23 protein-coding genes are annotated in these 18105 nt (G+C 73.9%); 11 read left to right on the forward strand and 12 right to left on the reverse strand.

Annotated elements, in window-relative coordinates; translation table 11 throughout:
• Window positions 1–39: 39 nt before the first annotated feature.
• Together bagB and bagA are read right to left on the reverse strand one after the other, a co-directional pair.
• Entirely contained in the window at window positions 40–1227 is a 1188-nt protein-coding gene (gene bagB, locus GGQ55_RS11340) for an ATPase BagB (RefSeq protein ID WP_366489070.1), read from the reverse strand.
• Entirely contained in the window at window positions 1224–2210 is a 987-nt protein-coding gene (bagA, locus tag GGQ55_RS11345; protein WP_366489072.1) for an ATPase BagA, read from the reverse strand. The genes bagB and bagA overlap by 4 nt, the downstream gene beginning before the upstream one ends.
• Before the next feature lie 63 nt (window positions 2211–2273).
• Here bagA and sp36 point away from each other — a divergent pair, with 63 nt between their 5' ends.
• The 3 genes from sp36 to GGQ55_RS11360 are packed head-to-tail and all read left to right on the forward strand — an operon-like array spanning window position 2274 to window position 3741.
• The gene (gene sp36 / locus GGQ55_RS11350) at window positions 2274–2447 is read left to right on the forward strand and encodes a Sp36 family protein (protein ID WP_179716758.1); all 174 of its coding nucleotides are present in this window, start codon (window positions 2274–2276) and stop codon (window positions 2445–2447) included.
• Window positions 2448–2458: 11 nt separating this feature from the next.
• The gene (locus tag GGQ55_RS11355) at window positions 2459–2950 is read left to right on the forward strand and encodes a RidA family protein (RefSeq protein ID WP_179716760.1); all 492 of its coding nucleotides are present in this window, start codon (window positions 2459–2461) and stop codon (window positions 2948–2950) included.
• A complete protein-coding gene (locus GGQ55_RS11360) occupies window positions 2947–3741 on the forward strand; it encodes an NUDIX hydrolase (RefSeq protein WP_179716762.1) in 795 nt (264 codons plus the stop codon). Before GGQ55_RS11355 ends, GGQ55_RS11360 begins: the two co-directional genes overlap by 4 nt.
• Before the next feature lie 58 nt (window positions 3742–3799).
• Here GGQ55_RS11360 and GGQ55_RS11365 read toward each other — a convergent pair whose 3' ends face one another.
• The gene (locus tag GGQ55_RS11365) at window positions 3800–4474 is read right to left on the reverse strand and encodes a Crp/Fnr family transcriptional regulator (protein ID WP_179716764.1); all 675 of its coding nucleotides are present in this window, start codon (window positions 4472–4474) and stop codon (window positions 3800–3802) included.
• Between the two features lie 147 nt (window positions 4475–4621).
• Entirely contained in the window at window positions 4622–4903 is a 282-nt protein-coding gene (locus tag GGQ55_RS11370) for a hypothetical protein (RefSeq protein ID WP_366489075.1), read from the reverse strand.
• A gap of 53 nt (window positions 4904–4956) precedes the next feature.
• Here GGQ55_RS11370 and nth point away from each other — a divergent pair, with 53 nt between their 5' ends.
• The 5 genes from nth to GGQ55_RS11395 are packed head-to-tail and all read left to right on the forward strand — an operon-like array spanning window position 4957 to window position 8750.
• Window positions 4957–5760: an endonuclease III gene (gene nth, locus GGQ55_RS11375; RefSeq protein ID WP_366489077.1), complete on the forward strand. Its 804-nt coding sequence runs from the start codon at window positions 4957–4959 to the stop codon at window positions 5758–5760.
• Window positions 5757–6350, forward strand: coding sequence for a TlpA family protein disulfide reductase (locus GGQ55_RS11380; RefSeq protein ID WP_179716766.1), 594 nt, complete (start codon window positions 5757–5759; stop codon window positions 6348–6350). The genes nth and GGQ55_RS11380 overlap by 4 nt, the downstream gene beginning before the upstream one ends.
• Window positions 6347–7099: an NUDIX hydrolase gene (locus GGQ55_RS11385; RefSeq protein ID WP_366489079.1), complete on the forward strand. Its 753-nt coding sequence runs from the start codon at window positions 6347–6349 to the stop codon at window positions 7097–7099. The genes GGQ55_RS11380 and GGQ55_RS11385 overlap by 4 nt, the downstream gene beginning before the upstream one ends.
• Entirely contained in the window at window positions 7096–7566 is a 471-nt protein-coding gene (locus tag GGQ55_RS11390) for a cupredoxin domain-containing protein (protein ID WP_179716768.1), read from the forward strand. The genes GGQ55_RS11385 and GGQ55_RS11390 overlap by 4 nt, the downstream gene beginning before the upstream one ends.
• Before the next feature lie 2 nt (window positions 7567–7568).
• Window positions 7569–8750, forward strand: coding sequence for a MarP family serine protease (locus GGQ55_RS11395; protein WP_179716775.1), 1182 nt, complete (start codon window positions 7569–7571; stop codon window positions 8748–8750).
• Between the two features lie 64 nt (window positions 8751–8814).
• Here GGQ55_RS11395 and GGQ55_RS11400 read toward each other — a convergent pair whose 3' ends face one another.
• The 5 genes from GGQ55_RS11400 to GGQ55_RS11420 form a co-directional block, all read right to left on the reverse strand.
• Window positions 8815–9741: an alpha/beta fold hydrolase gene (locus GGQ55_RS11400; RefSeq protein ID WP_179716777.1), complete on the reverse strand. Its 927-nt coding sequence runs from the start codon at window positions 9739–9741 to the stop codon at window positions 8815–8817.
• Between the two features lie 19 nt (window positions 9742–9760).
• Entirely contained in the window at window positions 9761–10249 is a 489-nt protein-coding gene (locus GGQ55_RS11405; protein WP_366489082.1) for a phage holin family protein, read from the reverse strand.
• A 135-nt stretch (window positions 10250–10384) separates the two neighbouring features.
• Entirely contained in the window at window positions 10385–12340 is a 1956-nt protein-coding gene (acs, locus tag GGQ55_RS11410) for an acetate--CoA ligase (protein ID WP_179716781.1), read from the reverse strand.
• 76 nt (window positions 12341–12416) lie between these two features.
• Window positions 12417–12980, reverse strand: coding sequence for a hypothetical protein (locus tag GGQ55_RS11415; RefSeq protein WP_179716782.1), 564 nt, complete (start codon window positions 12978–12980; stop codon window positions 12417–12419).
• Window positions 12981–12993: 13 nt separating this feature from the next.
• Window positions 12994–13482 (reverse strand): GNAT family N-acetyltransferase, encoded by a 489-nt coding sequence (locus tag GGQ55_RS11420; protein ID WP_179716784.1) that lies wholly within the window; start codon window positions 13480–13482, stop codon window positions 12994–12996.
• A gap of 46 nt (window positions 13483–13528) precedes the next feature.
• Here GGQ55_RS11420 and GGQ55_RS11425 point away from each other — a divergent pair, with 46 nt between their 5' ends.
• The gene (locus GGQ55_RS11425) at window positions 13529–14041 is read left to right on the forward strand and encodes a TetR family transcriptional regulator (RefSeq protein WP_218859254.1); all 513 of its coding nucleotides are present in this window, start codon (window positions 13529–13531) and stop codon (window positions 14039–14041) included.
• On the opposite strand, the gene GGQ55_RS11430 is transcribed toward GGQ55_RS11425, so the two are convergent.
• From GGQ55_RS11430 to GGQ55_RS11440, 3 genes are read right to left on the reverse strand one after another with little or no spacing between them, the layout of a single operon-like run.
• Window positions 14034–14819: a nucleotidyltransferase domain-containing protein gene (locus tag GGQ55_RS11430; protein WP_179716788.1), complete on the reverse strand. Its 786-nt coding sequence runs from the start codon at window positions 14817–14819 to the stop codon at window positions 14034–14036. The genes GGQ55_RS11425 and GGQ55_RS11430 overlap by 8 nt on opposite strands.
• Window positions 14820–14829: 10 nt before the next feature.
• Window positions 14830–15855, reverse strand: a complete 1026-nt coding sequence (locus tag GGQ55_RS11435; protein WP_179716790.1) for an S-adenosylmethionine:tRNA ribosyltransferase-isomerase — start codon at window positions 15853–15855, stop codon at window positions 14830–14832.
• Window positions 15852–16547: an SDR family NAD(P)-dependent oxidoreductase gene (locus GGQ55_RS11440; protein ID WP_179716792.1), complete on the reverse strand. Its 696-nt coding sequence runs from the start codon at window positions 16545–16547 to the stop codon at window positions 15852–15854. The genes GGQ55_RS11435 and GGQ55_RS11440 overlap by 4 nt, the downstream gene beginning before the upstream one ends.
• 47 nt (window positions 16548–16594) lie before the next feature.
• Here GGQ55_RS11440 and soxR point away from each other — a divergent pair, with 47 nt between their 5' ends.
• Both soxR and ygiD read left to right on the forward strand, forming a co-directional pair.
• Window positions 16595–17068: a redox-sensitive transcriptional activator SoxR gene (gene soxR / locus GGQ55_RS11445; RefSeq protein ID WP_366489085.1), complete on the forward strand. Its 474-nt coding sequence runs from the start codon at window positions 16595–16597 to the stop codon at window positions 17066–17068.
• Window positions 17069–17166: 98 nt separating this feature from the next.
• Window positions 17167–18018 (forward strand): 4,5-DOPA-extradiol-dioxygenase, encoded by an 852-nt coding sequence (ygiD, locus tag GGQ55_RS11450; protein ID WP_218859255.1) that lies wholly within the window; start codon window positions 17167–17169, stop codon window positions 18016–18018.
• The last annotated feature ends 87 nt before the right edge of the window (window positions 18019–18105 follow it).

Genomic DNA, 18105 nt, shown 5'->3' on the forward strand with positions numbered 1-18105 from the left:
GGCCAGGGTACGTGGCAGACGGGTCCCGGGCCCCCGCGCTCAGGAACGGCGCGCGGGCAGGATTCTCGTCCTCGGCGTGCCGGTGGGGGTGTCGTCGTCCGGACCGGTCAGTTCCGCCCCCATCACCCGCAGGCCGTCGAGATCGTGGACGTCGCCGGCGGCGGCCGGCACGGTCCGGACGGCGACCTCCGGGTGGGCGCTGCTGAACCGGTCGGCCAGCCGCTGCTCCCGGGTGGCCTGGGTCATCCGCTCGGCGTGCACCCGCAGCGCGCCGGCGGCGAGCTTGGCGCCCTTGCCCCCGGCCTCGAGCACCTCCTCGGCGGCCGCCTCTGCCCGGGTCGCCGACAGCGCGGTGGTCGCCGGCGGGTGCGTGCGGTTGAGCACCAGGCCGGCCAGGGGCATGCCCTCGGCGGAGAGCCGGTCGACGAAGTAGGACGCCTCGCGCAGGGCGTCCGGCTCGGGGGTGGCGACGACGACGAACGACGTCCCGGGCATGCGCAGCATCTCGTAGGTGGCCGTCGCGCGTTCGCGGAAGCCGCCGAACATCGTGTCCAGCGCCGAGACGAACGAGGAGATGTCGCGCAGCAGCTGGCCGCCGAGGATCTTGGAGATGATCCGGCTGAACACGGTGAACCCGGCGCCGACCACGCGCATCCCCATCCGGCCGCCGGCGCGGGCGGGGGCGGTCAGCAGCCGGATCATCGTGCCGTCGAGGAAGCGGCCCATCCGGTTGGGGGCGTCGAGGAAGTCCAGCGCCGACCGCGACGGCGGGGTGTCGACGATGATCAGGTCCCACTGGTCGGTCGCCCGCAGCTGGCCCAGCTTCTCCATCGCCATGTACTCCTGCGTCCCGGCGAAGGACGAGGACAGCGCCTGGTAGAAGGGGTTCTCGAAGATCTGCTGCGCCCGGTCGGGGCTGGAGTGCGCGGACACGACGTCGTCGAACGTCCGCTTCATGTCCAGCATCATCGCGTGCAGCTGGCCGTCCACCCCGGGCGTCTCGACGCGCCGCGGCTCGTTGTCCAGCTCCACCAGCCCGAGGGACTGCGCCAGCCGGCGGGCCGGGTCGATGGTGAGGACGACGACGGTCCGGCCGGCCTCGGCCGCGGCCAGCGCCAGCGCCGCGGACGTCGTCGTCTTGCCCACGCCGCCGGCACCGCAGCAGACGACGATCCGGGTCGAGCGGTCCTCGATCAGGGACCGCAGGTCCATGGCCGGGGCGCTCACGCGGCGGCCTCCGGCCGGACGTGCGCCTCGAGCCGGCCGGCGAGGTCGAAGAGCGCACCGAGGTCCATGGGCCCGGGCAGCAGCGGCAGCTCGATGGTGGGCCGGCCGAGCGCGGCGACGTCCCCCCGCAGCGCGTCCTGGGCCGCCCACCGCTGCGCGTGCTCGACCGCCTCGACGGCCAAGGGATCGCCCAGCGCCCCGGGCAGGTGCACCGACTCGAGCGCGGGCGCGAGCTCGGCGCCGGTCAGCCGCCCCTCCGCCGCGCGCGACAGGCTGGCCTCGGGCAGCAGCGGCTCGGTGGCCATGTTGACCACGACGTGGCCGACCGGCAGGCCGACCGCGGTGAGCTCCTTGATCGCGTCGGCGGTCTCCTGCACCGGCATGTCCTCGAGCAGGGTCACGAGGTGCACCGCCGTCTGCGGGGACTTCAGCACCGCCATGACGCCGTCGCTCTGCGTCTTGATCGGCCCCGACCGGGCCAGCTGCCCCATCTCGCCGGTCACGTTGAGGAACCGCGTGATCCGGCCGGTCGGCGGGGCGTCGACGACGACGGCGTCGTAGACCCGCTTGCCGTCGTGCCGGCGGGTCACCGCCTCCTTGACCTTGCCGGTGATGAGGACGTCGCGCAGCCCCGGCGCGATCGCGGTGGCGAAGTCGATGGCGCCCATCTTGCGCAGCGCCCGGCCGGCCCGGCGCAGGTTGTAGAAGAGGTCGAGGTACTCCATCAGCGCCTCTTCGGTGTCGATGGCCAGGGCCTTGACCTCGCCGCCGCCGCGGGCGACGGCGACGCGGCGCTCCTCGTAGGGCAGCGGCGGGGTGTCGAAGAGCTGGGCGATGCCCTGGCGGCCCTCGGTCTCGACGAGCAGCACGGTGCGCCCGTCGGCGGCCAGTGCGAGGGCGAGGGCGGCGGCGACCGTGGTCTTGCCGGTCCCGCCCTTGCCGGTGACCACGTGGCAGCGCACAGGCAAGGGCTCGGAGCTCACGTCCACAGCCTAAGAGGACCGCCCTGCAGCAGTCCTGTCGTGCGGGCGCTAGCGTCCTGCGACATGAGCGAACCGGTTCGGCGCACGTGGGAGTACGCCACGATCCCGCTGCTGATCCACAACACCAAGGCGATCCTCGACTCCTGGGGGGTCGACGGCTGGGAGCTGGTGACCGTGCTCCCGGGCCCGGGTGGCGCGGACCAGCCGGTGGCCTACCTGAAGCGCCCCACCAACTGAGGACTCCTCCCATGAGCACCCCCACCCCGGCCGAGGCCGGCGCCCAGAGCTGGCACGACCGGCTCGCCGAGCTCGGCATCCGGCTGCCTCCGGTCGCCGCCCCCGTGGCCTCCTACGTGCCGGCCGTGCGCAGCGGCACCCTCGTCTACACCAGCGGGCAGCTGCCCTTCGTCGACGGCGGCCTGCGCCGCACCGGCAAGGTCGGCGGCTCGGTCGACATCGAGGAGGCCGCGGCCGACGCCAAGCTGTGCACGCTCAACGCGCTGGCCGCGATCGACGACCTGGTCGGACTGGACTCGGTCGCCCGCGTCGTCCGCGTCGTCGGTTACGTGGCCAGCGCCGAGGGCTTCAGCGGCCAGCCGCGCGTGGTCAACGGCGCCAGCGAGCTGCTCGGCAAGATCTTCGGCCCGGCCGGTCAGCACGCCCGCAGCGCCGTCGGCGTCGCCGAGCTGCCCATGAACAGCCCCGTCGAGGTCGAGCTCACCGTCGAGCTGAGGGGATGACCGCCCAACCTCGCCAGGCCGCCACGGTCCTGCTGCTGCGCGACGGGGTCGACGGGCTGGAGGTCTACCTGCTGCGGCGGACGAAGGGCATGCCCTTCGCCGGCGGGATGACCGCCTACATCGGCGGTGGCGTCGACCCCCGCGACGGCGACGCGGAGATCGCCTGGGCCGGCCCCCCGCCCGCGGACTGGGCGAGCGCCTTCGGCTGCGACGAGCGGACCGCCCGCGAGCTGGTCTGCGCCGCCGTCCGGGAGACGTTCGAGGAGGCCGGCGTGCTGCTGGCCGGCTCGGCGGAGGACGGCACCGTCGTCCCGGACGTGTCGGGCGAGGACTGGGAGCGGCAGCGGCAGGCGCTGATGACCCGCGAGCTCTCCTTCGCCGAGCTGCTCGCCGAGCGCGGGCTGTGCGTGCGATCGGACCTGCTGCGCCCCTTCGCGCACTGGATCACCCCGCCCATGGAGCCGCGGCGCTACGACACGAAGTTCTTCGTCGCGGCGCTGCCGGTCGGCCAGGAGGCGCGGCACGTCTCGGGCGAGGCCGACGAGGTGAGCTGGCTGACGCCGGCCGCGGCGCTCGCGCAGGCGGAGACCGGCGGCCGGCCGATGCTGCCGCCGACCCTGCACACGCTGGACCAGCTCCGGCCGTTCGCCGGTGTGGAGGACGCCCTGGCCGGCTCCCCGCCGGAGCCGCTGCACCCGATCAGCCCGACCTTCGAGAAGACGCCGGACGGCGCCTGGGCGGTGCTGCCGGACGGCACGAGGGTCAGGCTCGTCACCCCGCTACCGCACTGAACGTCGAACGGCTGAGGCCCAGAACCGATCCGGTTCTGGGCCTCAGCCGTTCATCGCTTCAGCGGGCGCGGCGGCGCAGGCGGTCCTCGTCGAGGACGACGACCGACTTGCCCTGCAGCTGGATCCAGCCGCGGTGCACGAAGTCGGCCAGGGCCTTGTTGACCGTCTCGCGGGAGGCACCGACCAGCTGGGCCAGCTCCTCCTGGGTGAGGTCGTGGCGCACGCGCAGCCCCTCGGCGTCGCGGCTGCCGAAGCGGTCGGCCATCTGCAGCAGCGCCTTGGCCACGCGGCCGGGCACGTCGGTGAAGATCAGGTCGGCCACCGAGTCGTTGGTGCGGCGCAGCCGGCGGGCCAGCACGTGCAGCAGCCGCTCGCCGACCTCGGGGTGCGCCTCGATCCAGGGGCGCAGCAGCGTCTGCGGCATGCGGGCCAGCTTGACGTCGGTCACCGCGGTCGCCGTCGCCGTCCGCGGGCCCGGGTCGAACACCGAGAGCTCGCCGAACTGGTCGGAGGGACCCATCACGGCCAGCACGTTCTCGCGCCCGTCGGGCGAGCGGCGGGAGAGCTTGATCTTCCCGGACAGGACGATGTACAGGCTGTCGCCCGGCTCGCCCTCGTTGAAGACCACCCGGCCGCGGGGAAGGTTCAGCGTCTCCAGGCGGCTGAGAACCGGCTCCACGGCTTCTTCCGCGAGACCCTGGAAGAGCCCGGTCTGGGCCAGCACCTCGTCCACTGCACGTCCTCTCACACACGTCTTCGTCCCGGACGCCGGCAGGCATCCGGGTCCGACGGCAGAGTCTAGGGGGCTGTGCCGATCGTCACCCGTTCGTGCCGGTGATCATGCCCCGGACGGGCGAGTGGCCGTGATCACAGCAAGCGCTCAGATCAGCGGTGCGGTGGACTTCCGGGCACGGCCGCGACGGCGCCGCCGCCAGCGGGTCAGCGCCCGTCGGATGCCCGACCGGGCCAGGGTGTCGACCTCACCGGGGGTGGCCGTGGACAGGAACTCGGACACCTCGCGGCTGTTCGTGGGGCGGCGCAGGGGTTCTTCGACCCGCTCCATCACCAGGAGGAACGCGATGAGGAGAGGGGGGAACAGGATGACGATGAGCGCGACCACTGCGACCTCCTCGGCGGCACGTGCGCCCTCGTGTGCGGTCACGCCAAGGATGACACGGCCCGTCGCTGTCAGTCTCCACGCCTACCCTCGACCGCGTGTCCTCACCCGCCAGCTCCTCGCCGGCCTACGGGCGGCCGGCCCGTGCCCGTCGTCCTGGACGCGGTGCGCTGCCCGGTGGCTCGCCCTACGACCCGGCCGAGACGGCCCTGGCGCGCACCCGCCGGGCCCGGCGGATGGCCCGCGAGCTGGCGGTGATCCACCCCGACGCGCACTGCGAGCTGGACTTCACCAACCCCTTCGAGCTGCTCGTGGCCACCGTCCTGTCGGCCCAGACCACCGACAAGATGGTCAACAAGGTGACCCCGACGCTGTTCGCGAAGTACCCGGACGCCGTCGCGCTGGCCGGCGCCGACCGCGGCGAGCTGGAGACGATCCTCAAGCCCACCGGCTTCTTCCGCGCGAAGGCGAACTCGGCGCTGGGCCTGGCGCAGGCGCTGGTCGAGCGCTTCGACGGGGAGGTCCCGGGGCGGATGGCCGACCTGGTCACGCTGCCGGGCGTGGGGCGCAAGACGGCCAACGTCGTCCTGGGCAACGCCTTCGACGTGCCCGGGCTGACCGTCGACACCCACTTCGGCCGGCTGGTCCGCCGCTTCGGCTGGACCGCCGAGGAGGACCCGGTCAAGGTCGAGGCGCAGATCGCCGAGCTGATCCCCAAGCGCGAGTGGACGATGTTCTCGCACCGCGTGATCTTCCACGGCCGCCGCGTCTGCCACGCGAAGAAGGCGGCCTGCGGGGCCTGCGGGCTCGCGCAGTGGTGCCCGTCCTACGGCATCGGTCCCACCGACCCCGAGGTGGCGCTGAAGCTGGTCAAGACCCCGGCCGCGTCGGACACCGAGTGACGCGGTTGCGCGCGGCCGCGCTCGCCGCTCTCGTCCTCACCGCCCTGCTGGCCGGCTGCACGTCGGCCGACCAGGAGTCGCCGCTGCACACCCGCGGCGTCGAGCCCGACAGCGCCTCGGACGACGCGACGCTGCCCTGCCCCGACCAGGCGGACGTGACGGCCAAGGGCGACCAGGTGCTGCCGCCGCTGGCGTTCGACTGCCTCGGCGGCGGCACGCTGAACCTCGGCCGCGCGCCGGGCGTTCCCACTGTCGTGAACCTCTGGGCGAGCTGGTGCGGTCCGTGCCGCCAGGAGCTGCCGCTGATGCAGCAGCTCTCCGACGCCGCCGGCGGCCAGGTGCAGGTGGTCGGGGTCGTCAGCAAGGACGGCGTCGACCAGGCGACCTCCTTCGCCGCGGACGCCGGTACGACCTTCCCCAGCGCGTTCGACGGCGACGGCGAGCTGATGACCAAGCTGGGCCTGCAGGGTCTGCCGGCCACCTATTTCGTCGACGCCGACGGCGCGATCACCTACGCCAAGATCGGTGTCTTCCCCTCGTACGACGCGCTGCGCACAGCGGTCGGCGACCACCTCGGAGTGCAGCTGTGACCGACTGGGACGGCGTTCCCGACTACCTGCGCCGCCTCGTCGAGGCCTCGGTGGACCTGCCCCTGCGGCACCGCATGCCCCGGGCCACCGCCACCGCCCGCCGCTCGGCGGTGCTGATCCTCTTCGGCGAGGGCCCCTCGGGTCCCGACGTGCTGCTCATCGAGAAGTCCCCGACCCTGCGCCGGCACGCCGGCCAGCCGGCGTTCCCCGGCGGCGGCGTCGACCCCGGTGACGACTACCCGGTCGGGACGGCGCTGCGCGAGGCGCAGGAGGAGGCCGGCGTCGAGCCGGGTGGCGTCCGGGTGCTGGCGACGCTGCAGGAGCTGTTCCTCGGCCCGTCGGACAACCTCGTCGTCCCCGTCGTGGCCTGGTGGGAGAAGCCGAGCGAGGTCCTGGTCGGCGACCCGCGGGAGGTGGCCCGGGTGGCGCGCGTGCCGCTGGACGACCTGGCCGACCCCGCCAACCGGTTCCGGGTCTCGCACCCCTCGGGCTTCATCGGCCCGGCGTTCGGCGTCGCCGACATGGTGGTCTGGGGCTTCACCGCCGGTCTGCTCGACGCGATCCTCGAGGCGACCGGCCTCGCCCGGCCGTGGAACACCGCCGACGTGCGCCCGCTGCCGTTGCCGGGCGCCCGGGCCGCGGCGCTGCCGGGCTCGCTCGACGAGGACGACGACGAGGACGACGCCGCGCCGACGGTCGCCGATCCCGCGCCCGACGGGCCGCCCACGCGTACCGTCGGCCCCCGATGAGGGTGCTGGGGGGCCGGCCGGCGAGGAGAGCCCGGCGGATCGGAGCGCTGGTGGTCGGGGTGGTCCTTGCCGGCGGAGTGCTGGCCGGGTGCGGTGGCAGCAGTGGCGCCACCGCGACCGCGTCGTCCCCGGTGGACCCCGACCTCGGCAAGGTCACCACGGACGCCGACGGCGTCCAGGAGGTCACCCTGCAGACCGAGGACGACTACGTCTTCAACCCGGACCACTTCACCGTCGCCCCGGGCAAGGTCCGGCTCACCGTCACCAACGTGGCCAAGCAGCTGACCCACGACTTCCGGTTCACCCCGGGCAAGGCGCCGGGGGCGATCTCGGCCGAGATCCCGCTGCTCGCCCCCGGTGACAGCAGGACGATCGAGTTCACCGTGACCGCGCCCGGCGACTACCCCTTCGAGTGCAGCTTCCACGTCCAGCTGGGCCAGACCGGCACGATGACGGTGAATGGCTGACCGTGTCGATCGTCGATCTCATCCTCATCGCGCTCGCGCTGCTGTTCGCCTTCTCCGGCTTCCGCCAGGGGCTGATCGTCTCCGCGGCCTCGTTCCTCGGCTTCTTCGGCGGCGCGGTGCTGGGCGCCCAGCTGTCCGGCCCGGTCGCCGACCGGATCAGCGGCTCGAGCGTCACCCGGGTGTTCGCCGCGCTGGTCGTCGTCCTGGCCGGCGCGTTGCTGGGGCAGGTGCTCGCGGGCGCCGTGGGCCGGGCGGTCCGCCGCCGGGTCACCTGGGAGCCGGCCAAGATGGTCGACTCCGTGGCCGGCGCGGTGCTGTCGGCGGCCGCGGTCCTGCTGGTCGCGTGGATGGTCGCCACGCCGCTGGCCAGCTCGCCGTTCCCGCAGGTCGCCAGCCAGGTGCGCGGCTCGGCGCTGGTGCAGGCCGTCGACAAGGCGGTGCCCGACAGCGTCCGGTCGGTGTACAGCAACCTGCGCGAGGCGATCGAGCGCCGCGGGCTGCCCGACGTCCTCGACCCGCTGACGCCCACCCAGGCCCGCGAGGTCCAGGCTCCGGACAAGGCGCTGGAGACCAGCCCGGTGGTGGCCTCGGTGTCCGGCTCGGTCGTCAAGGTCACCGGCATCGCGCCGTCGTGCTCGCGGCAGATCGACGGCTCCGGCTTCGTCTACGCCGCCGAGCGGGTCATGACCAACGCGCACGTGCTCGCCGGCGTGACCAACCCGAAGGTCGAGGCCGAGGGCGAGGAGTACGACGCGACGCCGGTCTACGTCGACCCGCAGACCGACATCGCCGTCCTCGACGTCCCCGGGCTGCCGCAGGTGCCGCTGAGCTTCGCCGCGCAGCCGGTCGACACCGGCGCCGACGCGATCATCATGGGCTACCCGGGCGGCGGGCCGTTCTTCGTCGGCGCGGCCCGGGTGCGCGACCGCGGTGAGATCAGCGGGCCGAACTTCCGCAACACCGGCACGGTCACCCGCGACGTCTACGCGCTCTTCGGGACGGTCCGGGCCGGCAACTCGGGCGGGCCGCTGTTCGACCCCGAGGGGCACGTGCTCGGCGTCGTCTTCGCCTCGGCGATCACCGACCCGAACACCGGCTACGCGCTGACCGCCGCCGAGGTCGCCAACGCCGCCACCCAGGGCGCGACCGCCCAGAGCCGGGTCGACACCGGACCGTGTGAGTAGAAGGACCCCGATGCCCCCCACGCCTCGCAGGCTCGGCGCGGGGCCCTGCATCGGGGCCGTTCCATCACGTCGCGAAGTCGGCGATCGCTGACGTGACTTCGTCGGGGGCCTCCTCGGGCAGGAAGTGGCCCAGGCCCGGCAGCACCCGCCACTGGTAGGCGCCGGCGACGTAGCGCCCGGAGCCCTCCGCGGTGCCCGGCAGGATGTAGCCGTCGCCGCCCCCGTGCAGCTGCAGGGTCGGCGCGGAGATCGGCGCCGCCATGCGGCGGGCGTAGCGCAGCCCGTCCGGCCGCAGCTGGGAGCGGCCGGCCCACCGGTAGTACTCCATCGCGCCGTAGGCGGCCTGCGGGATCCGCGCCGCCGACCGGTAGCGGCCCACCGCCTCGGCGAAGTCGGCGGTCTGCGTCCAGGCGGGCCCCGCCCAGCGGCGCATCAACTCGGCGACCGGGTCGTCGTCGGCGCGGGTCAGCCGCCGCTCCGGCAGCCGGGGGAGCTGGAAGCGCAGCGCGTGCCGCAGCGCGTGCCGCTGCTCGGTGTCGGTGATGCCGGCCCGGAGCCGCCGAGGGTGGGCCATCGAGAGGACGACGAGCCGCCGCACGCTGCGCGGGTGCAGCGCCGCCGTCGTCCAGGCCAGCAGACCGCCCCAGTCGTGCCCGACGACGACGGCGTCCTGCTCGCCGAGCGCGCGCACCAGCGCTGCGACGTCGGCGGACAGCGTCGGCAGGTCGTAGCCGCGCGGCGGCTTGTCGCTGGCGCCGTAGCCGCGCAGATCCGGCGCGACCACGCGGAACCCGGCCGCGGCGAGGCCGGTGAGCTGCGCCCGCCAGGCCCACCAGAACTGCGGGAACCCGTGCAGCAGCAGCACGAGCGGACCCTCCCCGGCCTCGGCCGCGTGCAGCCGCACGCCGTTGGCGGAGATGTCGCGGTGGGTCCAGGGACCGGGCAGCAGGACGCTGGTGGCGTCCGGCAGCGGATCGTCCGGGGCGGTCACCTCAGGGAGCGGTCGCCCGTCAGACCAGGTAGGTGTCGGGATCCCGCAGCGTGACCTGGCCGTGCGCGACGGTCGGCAGGTCGCGGCGGCGCTTGCCGGGCTCCTCGCGGTGCAGCACGTCGGGCAGCTCGCGCAGGGACTCCATGGTCCGCTCGGGCTTGTCGACCTTCTTGATGAACCGCAGGCCGACCAGCGCGGCCAGGCCCGCCGCGCCCACGAACAGGCCGAAGACGATGAGGAACGCCGCCCAGCGGGGCAGCCAGAGGGCGAGCAGCTCGGCCACGAAGAAGAAGAAGTAGATGCCGGAGATCGCCAGCAGCACACCGGCCGCGCTGAAGGCGCCGGCGCCGATGCCGGCCTTCTTCGCCGACTTGCTGACCTCCGCCTTGGCCAGCTCGACCTCGGCCCGCACGAGCGTGGACATGTCGGCCATCGCGCTCTGCACCAGCTCGCCGATGGAGGGCTCCTGGGGCCCGGTGGCCCGGCTCGTCGGTGCGCTGTGGGCCACGAGTGGCTCCTCCCAGATCGGCGGTGCGAACACCATGATCGTGCCGGATACCCCGCGGACGCGCGCGTGAGACCCCCCGTCGGGTGACCGGAGGCTGGGAGCGCAGGAAACCTGCGCTCCCAGCCTCCGACGGGTTCAGTCCTCGGTGGAGCTCGGGAGCTTCTCCTTGATCAGCTCCATCACCGAGGAGTCGGTGAGCGTGGTGACGTCGCCCAGCTCGCGGTTCTCGGCGACGTCGCGCAGCAGCCGGCGCATGATCTTGCCGGAGCGGGTCTTGGGCAGCTCCTGCACGACCATGATCTGGCGCGGGCTGGCGATCGGCCCGATCTCCCGGCGCACGTGCAGCCGCAGCTCCTTGACCAGCTCCTCGCCGGAGTCCTCGGCTGCGCCGCGCAGGATCACGAACGCGACGATGCCCTGCCCGGTCGTCGGGTCGCTGGCGCCGACCACCGCCGCCTCGGCGACCGCGTGGTGGGCGACCAGCGCGGACTCGACCTCGGTGGTCGAGATCCGGTGCCCGGAGACGTTCATGACGTCGTCCACCCGGCCGAGCAGCCAGATGTCGCCGTCCTCGTCCTTCTTGGCGCCGTCCCCGGCGAAGTACATGTCGCCGAAGCGGGTCCAGTACGTCTCCTTGTAGCGCTCGTCGTCGCCCCAGATGGTGCGCAGCATCGACGGCCACGGCTCGGTGAGCACGAGCAGCCCGGTGGTGTCGTCGGGCAGCTCCTTGCCCTCGTCGTCGACGACCTTCGCCGAGATACCCGGGAAGGGGGTCTGCGCGGAGCCGGGCTTGAGGTTCGTGACGCCGGGCAGCGGCGTGATCATGTGCGCGCCGGTCTCGGTCTGCCACCAGGTGTCCACGATCGGGCAGCGGCCGCCGCCGATGTGCTCGTGGTACCAGAGCCAGGCCTCGGGGTTGATCGGCTCGCCGACCGAGCCCAGCAGCCGCAGCGACGAGAGGTCGAAGCCGGCCGGGACGTCCTCGCCCCACTTCATGAACGTGCGGATCGTCGTCGGCGCCGTGTAAAGGATCGTCACGCCGTAGCGCTGCACGATCTCCCACCAGCGGCCCTTGTGCGGGGTGTCCGGCGTGCCCTCGTACATCACCGACGTCGCCCGGTTGGCCAGCGGCCCGTAGACGATGTAGCTGTGGCCGGTCACCCAGCCGACGTCGGCCGCCGTCCAGTAGACGTCGGTGTCGGGCTTGAGGTCGAAGGTCGCCCAGTGCGTGTAGGCGACCTGGGTCAGGTAGCCGCCGGAGGTGTGCAGGATCCCCTTCGGCTTCGCCGTCGTCCCGGACGTGTACATGATGTAGAGCGGGTGCTCGGCGTCGAACGCCTCGGCCGTGTGCTGGTCGGACTGCCTGCCCACGACGTCGTCCCACCAGAGGTCGCGGCCCTCGGTCCACGCGACGTCCTGCTCGGTGCGCTTGACGACGACGACGTTGCGCACGCTGTCGGTGCGGCCCAGGGCGTCGTCGACGGCCGGCTTGAGCGCGCTCGGCGCCCCGCGGCGGTAGCCGCCGTCGGCGGTGATGACCAGGACGGCGCCGGCGTCGGTGATCCGGCTGGCCAGGGCGTCGGCGGAGAAGCCGCCGAAGACGACCATGTGGACGGCGCCGATGCGGGCGCAGGCGAGCATCGCGATGATCGTCTCGGGGATCATCGGCATGTAGATGGCGACCCGGTCGCCGGCCTGGACCCCCAGCTCGAGCAGCGCGTTCGCGGCCTTGCAGACCTCGGCGGTGAGCTCGGCGTAGGTGATCGTGCGGGTGTCGCCCGGCTCGCCCTCCCAGTGGTAGGCGACCTGGTCGCCGTGGCCGGCCTCCACGTGCCGGTCCAGGCAGTTGTAGGCGACGTTGAGCTTCCCGCCGACGAACCACTTCGCGAACGGCGGGTTGCTCCAGTCCAGGACCTCGTCCCAGTCCTTCTCCCAGGTCAGCCGCCGGGCGGCGTCCTCCCAGAAACCCAGCCGGTCCTGCGCCGCGCGCTCGTAGACGTCCGGGCCCACGTTGGCCTGGCCGGCCAGCTCCTCGGACGGCGGGAACCGTCGGGTCGCGGCAGCGTGGTCCTGGCTGTGCGTCTCGCTCATGCGCTACCTCCTCGATATGGCCTCCACCACACCGTATTGCGCCCGCGGCCTGCGCGTCCCTGTGAGTCCGCAGGTCTCAGCGTCGCGAGGCGCCCTCGATCCGTTCGCGGGGGGTCGGTTCGGTGGAGAGCAGGTGCTGCCAGGGCGTCGGCTGGGGGTCGTCGCCGAACGCCTCGCGCGCGATCGCCGCGGGGTCGTGCCCGGCGGCGAGCAGGATCGCCCGGCCGGCGTCCTCCATGGCCCGCCGCTCCCAGCGGGCGGTCCAGAACGCCAGCGGGTAGAGCAGCGCGATGGTCAGCCACACGATCGAGATCTGGCGCGCGAAGAGGAGCAGCGCGACGTAGGCCAGCCCGGCGAGGGCGAACAGCAGCCACCCGATCCGCTGCCGCTGCCGGGGGACCGGCGAGCTCAGCCGGCCCAGGCAGGCGGCCAGGTACCACAGCTGGCGGGCGCGACCGGCGCTCAGCAGCGACCGGGGGACGACGACGGCCCCCTTCGACACCGTCGGCGCCCGTTCCTGCTTGCGCGCCTCGTCGACCCGGAGCTCGGGCACGCTGAGATCCGACGCCTGCGCGAGCGCGATCAGCTGCTGCCGCAGCGCCTCGACGGCGACGGCGTTGGGCTCCTCGGACGTGGCCATCCCGCCCAGCATCTCAGGCGACCAGTGACCGCTCGTAGACCTGCCCCACCAGTTCGGCGCCGAAGCTGGTGTGCGGCTCCTCCTCGACCAGCGCGAAGCCCTCGGCGAGGTAGATCCGCCGGGCCGCGGCGAGCGGGTGGTTGGTCCACAGCCGCATCCGCTCGTAACCGGCGGCGCGGGCGAAGTCCAGGCACTCGCGGGTGAGGCGGGTGCCCAGGCCGTGCCCGCGGGCGCGCGGGTCGACGAGCAGGATCCGCAGCTGCGCCGTCCGCTCGTCGGCGGCGACGCAGAAGACGCAGCCCACCCGCTCGCCGTCGAGCTCGGCGATCCACGCGGCCTCGCGAGCCGGGTCGTGGTCGTTCGCCCAGTCGGCGACGATCCGCGCGACCAGGGCCTCGAACGTCGCGTCCCAGCCGAACTCGGCCGCGTACTGCTCGCCGTGGGCCATCACCACCCAGCCCAGGTCCCCTGGCCGGCCGAGCGGGCGGATGGTGGCGGACATCGCGGACCTCCTACTGAAACACTCGTTTCAGTGGGAGGCTAGCGCGGTGACGACGGCGGAGCGAGCCCCTTCGGCCCGGCGCGACGAGCTGCTCGAGGCGGCCTACCGGTACGTGCTCGAGCACGGCCTGGCCGACGTCTCGCTGCGCCCCCTCGCGGCCGCCGTCGGCTCGAGCCCCCGCGTGCTGCTGTTCCTCTTCGGCAGCAAGGACGGGCTGGTCCGGAACCTGCTGGCCCGCGCCCGCGCCGACGAGCTGGCCGCGCTCGCCTCCGCCGGGGGCGCCCCGGACGCGGTCTGGGCGTGGCTGGTCGCCGCGGAGCACCGGGCGCTGCTGCGGCTCTGGGTCGAGGCGTACGCGCGGTCGCTGGTCGACCCGGACGGGCCGTGGGGCGGGTTCGCCGAGCGCACGGTGGCCGACTGGCTCGACGTCCTCGCGCCGGCCGGGGACGACGCCGACCGGACGCTGCTGCTCGCCGTCCTCCGGGGCGCGCTGCTCGACCTGCTCGCGACCGGCGACGCCGAGCGCACCACGGCCGCGGTCCGCAGGTTCCTCAGCTGAACTCGGGCGGCACCGCGCCGGTCAGCCAGGCGAGCTCGTTGTCGCGGACGAAGCGGGACAGCGTCGCGTCGCGGTCCAGATCCCAGTCGTGCAGGCCCTCGATCGCCTCCGCGTAGGCCCGCCCGTGCGCGGCGGTCGGCTCGCGCAGCAGCGCGGCCGCGAGCTCGGCGTAGCCGGCCGGCACCCGCGGCAGCCCGGGCACGGTCTCCTCGAGGTACTTCGGCCCCTGGAACAGCGTGCGGTTGAGCGCCAGCAGCGCCCGGCCGCCGGCGTTCACCGCGTGCACCGCCGCCCAGGACCGCAGGTAGGTGTTGTCGTGGGCCTCGCCCTGCAGCAGGAAGTAGCGGACGTAGAGGCGGAGCTGGGCGAGGAAGGCGCGGCCGCGCTCGGCCCAGGCGTCGTCCGGGAGCTGGGGGATCGCGGCGACGAGTTCCTCGATCGACGGATCGCGCGACCACGCCACCCGCGCGGTGAGGAACGACGCCCGCGTCGGGTCGTCGGCGGCCTCGACCGCCCGCCGCAGGAACTCGACGGTCGCGAGCTTGACGTCGACGTAGCCGCCCTCGTAGGTCGCGACGGCGGAGTCGACGTAGCTGACCAGGCCGGTCTCCCAGGCCGTGCGGAACCGCTCCTCGCCCACGACCAGGTAGACGTCGACGTCGGAGTCGGGTCGCGGGGTGCCGCGGGCGACCGACCCGGTGACCACGACGGCGACCGCGTCGTCCCGGGCGGACTCGCGCGCCACGAAGCCGGCGAGGGTGTCGTCGTGGTGCTGCACGCAGCGCAAGCTACGGCAGGAAGATCATCGAGTCGCCGAACTCGTGCCAGAGGTAGTGCGCGGCCACGGCCGCCCGGTAGGCCGAGGCGACCAGGTCCGGACCGGCGACCGCCTCGAGCAGCCGCAGGTGGCTGGCCTCGGGGGCGTGCAGCCCGGTGATCAGGCCGGTCACCGCGCGGGCCGGCCGGTCGGGCCCGAGGACCAGGTCGGTCCAGCCGCTCGTGGCGCGGGTGACGCCGTCGTCGTCCGTCGCCGTCTCGAGTGCCCGGGTGACCGTCGTGCCGACGGCGACCACCCGCCGTCCCGCCTCGCCGGTGCTGGTCACCAGCCGGGCGGTGACCTCGGGAACGGCGAAGCGCTCGGGGGTCGGCGGCTCGTGCAGTTCCGGGCTGGAGACGCCGGCGTGCAGCACGATCGGGACCACCGGGATGCCGCGCGCCATCAGGCGCACGAGCACCGCCTCGGTGAACGGCCGTCCGGCGCTGGCCATCTCGGCGCTGCCCGGTTCGGTCGCGTAGACCGTCTGGTACGCGGCGAGCGGGAACGTGCCGGTCAGGTAGCCGTAGCGGATCGGCTGCCCGTGCCGGGCCAGCAGGTCCCCGAGGTCGACCGGGCGCTCGGGGCGGGCGCGCCACAGCCGGGAGGGGTGCCTCGGGTCGGGGTGCCCGGTGACCAGGTGCAGCCGGGTGCCGCCGGGCAGGGTCAGGACGGCGCCGGGCTCGACCCGCAGGTCGGGGCCGTCGTTGTGCGGACGGCGGACCTCGACCACCCAGTCGCCGTCGTCGAGCGTGCCGGCGACGTGCAGCGGGACGGCGACGCCGTCGGCCCGCGTGGCCACCAGCCGGGCGGGCAGCGTCGCGGAGGTGTTGACGACGACGAGGTCGCCGGGCTCGAGCTGTTCGGGCAGATCGTGGAACACGTGGTCGGTGATCGCGTCCGGCCGGACGGCCATCAGCCGGACGCCGTCCCGCGGGGTGCCCCACACCTCCGGCGGCGCGGTGGCTTCGGCCTCGTGGGGGAGGGCGAACGTGATCACCGGGCCACCGCCGGCTCGAGGTCGGCGGCGCGGTAGCGGCCGCTGGGCAGGTCGTCGTCCACCAGCCGCAGCAGCGCGGGGACGACGGATTCCGGCGCGGGCAGGCCGCTGAGGTCCTCGCCGGGCTCGGCGGCCTGGTGCATCGCGGTGTTCATGTCGCCGGGGTCGACGGCGTAGATCCGCAGGTCCGGGTGCTCGACGGCGAGGACGGCGGAGAGCTGGTCGAGCGCGGCCTTGCTGGCGCCGTAGCCGCCCCAGCCGGCGTAGGCCTCGACGGCGGCGTCGGAGCTGAGGTCGAGCACGCGGCCGTGCGCCCGCGCCAGCTCGGGCAGGGTCAGCTGGACCAGCGCGAGCGGGGCGACGGTGTTGACGGCGAGGATCCGCTGCAGCTGCTCGGGCTGCAGCCGGGCCAGCGGGGGCAGCGGGCTGGGGCCGAGGTCGCTGGCGTTGTTGACCAGCAGGTCGAGGGTGGGGCCGACCGCCTCGGCGAGCGCGGTGCGGTGGTCGGGGTCGGCGACGTCGCCGGGGATCGCAATGACGTCCTCCGGGTGCGGCAGCGCGGCGACGGCGGCAGCGAGCCGGTCGGCGTCCCGGCCGTCGACGACCAGCCGCCAGCCGCGCTCGTTCAGCGCGGCGGCGAGGGCGCGGCCCAGGCCCCGGGAGGCTCCGGTGATCAGTGCGGTGCGGGTCATGGGACTACGGTGGAACCTCAAGTCGACTCGAGGTCAAGGGGTTCGCCGTGGCCGTGGAGCTGCTGACCATCGGGCAGGTGTCGGCGCGGTCGGGGGTCGCGGCCTCCGCGCTGCGCTACTACGAGGAGCAGGGGCTGATCTCCTCGACCCGGACGTCGGGCGGTGCGCGCCGGTACCCGCGGACGGTGCTGCGGCGGCTGGCCTTCGTGCGGGCGGCGCAGAACGTCGGCCTCTCGCTGACCGAGATCCGCGAGGCGCTGGCGACCCTGCCCGACGGCCGTCCGCCGACTGCGCGGGACTGGGGGCGGCTCTCGTCCGGCTGGCGCGAGCGGCTGGACCAGCAGATCGCCGCGCTGGTGCAGCTGCGCGACGGGCTGGACTCCTGCATCGGCTGCGGGTGCCTGTCGCTGGGCCGCTGCGCCCTCTCCAACCCGGGAGACGTCGCGGCGTCGTCCGGGCCGGGGGCGCGCTGGCTGTCGCCGCTGCTGCGCCGCGTGCCGCCGGTCAGCAACGCCGGGTGATCCGGACAGTTCTGTTTCCCGGTCTCGCGCTTCCCAGCGCAGAGGGTGATGATCCGACGGGGGATCGGAGCGGACGGGGACTGGGGGAGGGGTCTGCGATGACCGTCATGCCTGCCGCGTTCTTCGGCCACGGGAACCCGATGAACGCGCTGGAGAAGAACCGCTACACCGAGGCGTGGCGGGCGTTCGGGCAGAGCGTGCCCCACCCGAGGGCCATCCTGGTCGTCTCGGCGCACTGGTACGTGCAAGCGACCGCGGTGACCGCGATGCCGCGACCGCGGACCATCCACGACTTCTTCGGCTTCCCGCGGGAGCTGTTCGACGTCCGCTACGAGCCGCCGGGCCTGCCCTCGCTGTACGAGGAGGTCGCCGACATCGTGCACCCCACGTGGGTGGGCGCCGACCTGGACAGCTGGGGGATCGACCACGGCACCTGGTCGGTGCTGATGCACGCGTTCCCCGACGCCGACATCCCCGTCGTCCAGCTGTCGATCAACGCGCTCAAGTCCGCGGACTACCACCTGCAGCTCGGCGCGGCGCTGGCGCCGCTGCGCGAGGACGGTGTGCTGGTGATCGGCAGCGGCAACGTCGTGCACAACCTCGGCGGGGTGTCGCGGGCGCTGCCCGACGCCGGCTTCGACTGGGCGCAGCGCTTCGACCAGTCGGCCAAGGAGTTCATGCTCAGCAACCCCACCGAGGTCGGCCGGCTCGACGGTCACCGCGACTACGACCTCGCCGTCCCGACGCCGGACCACTTCCTGCCGCTGCTCTACATCGCCGGGATGGCCGGGGCGACGTCGACGACGGCCGACGTGCTGGTCGACGGCTACGCGTACGGGTCGCTGTCGATGACCGCGTACACGGTGGGGATGGACCCGCCGGTGCCCGACGGCTCCGGGTTCGCCGCACCGCTGCCGGAGGGGCCGCCGCCGGACGGCGCCAACATCTGAGACGAACCGGGCCGGAACGGTCCGTCACCTCTCGGTCCGCGTCTCGTTGAGCGGGGAAAGCGAGCAGTCGCTCGTCGGACCGCAGGG

The sequence above is a fragment of the Petropleomorpha daqingensis genome (genome assembly GCF_013408985.1).
GTDB classification, from domain to species: domain Bacteria; phylum Actinomycetota; class Actinomycetes; order Mycobacteriales; family Geodermatophilaceae; genus Petropleomorpha; species Petropleomorpha daqingensis.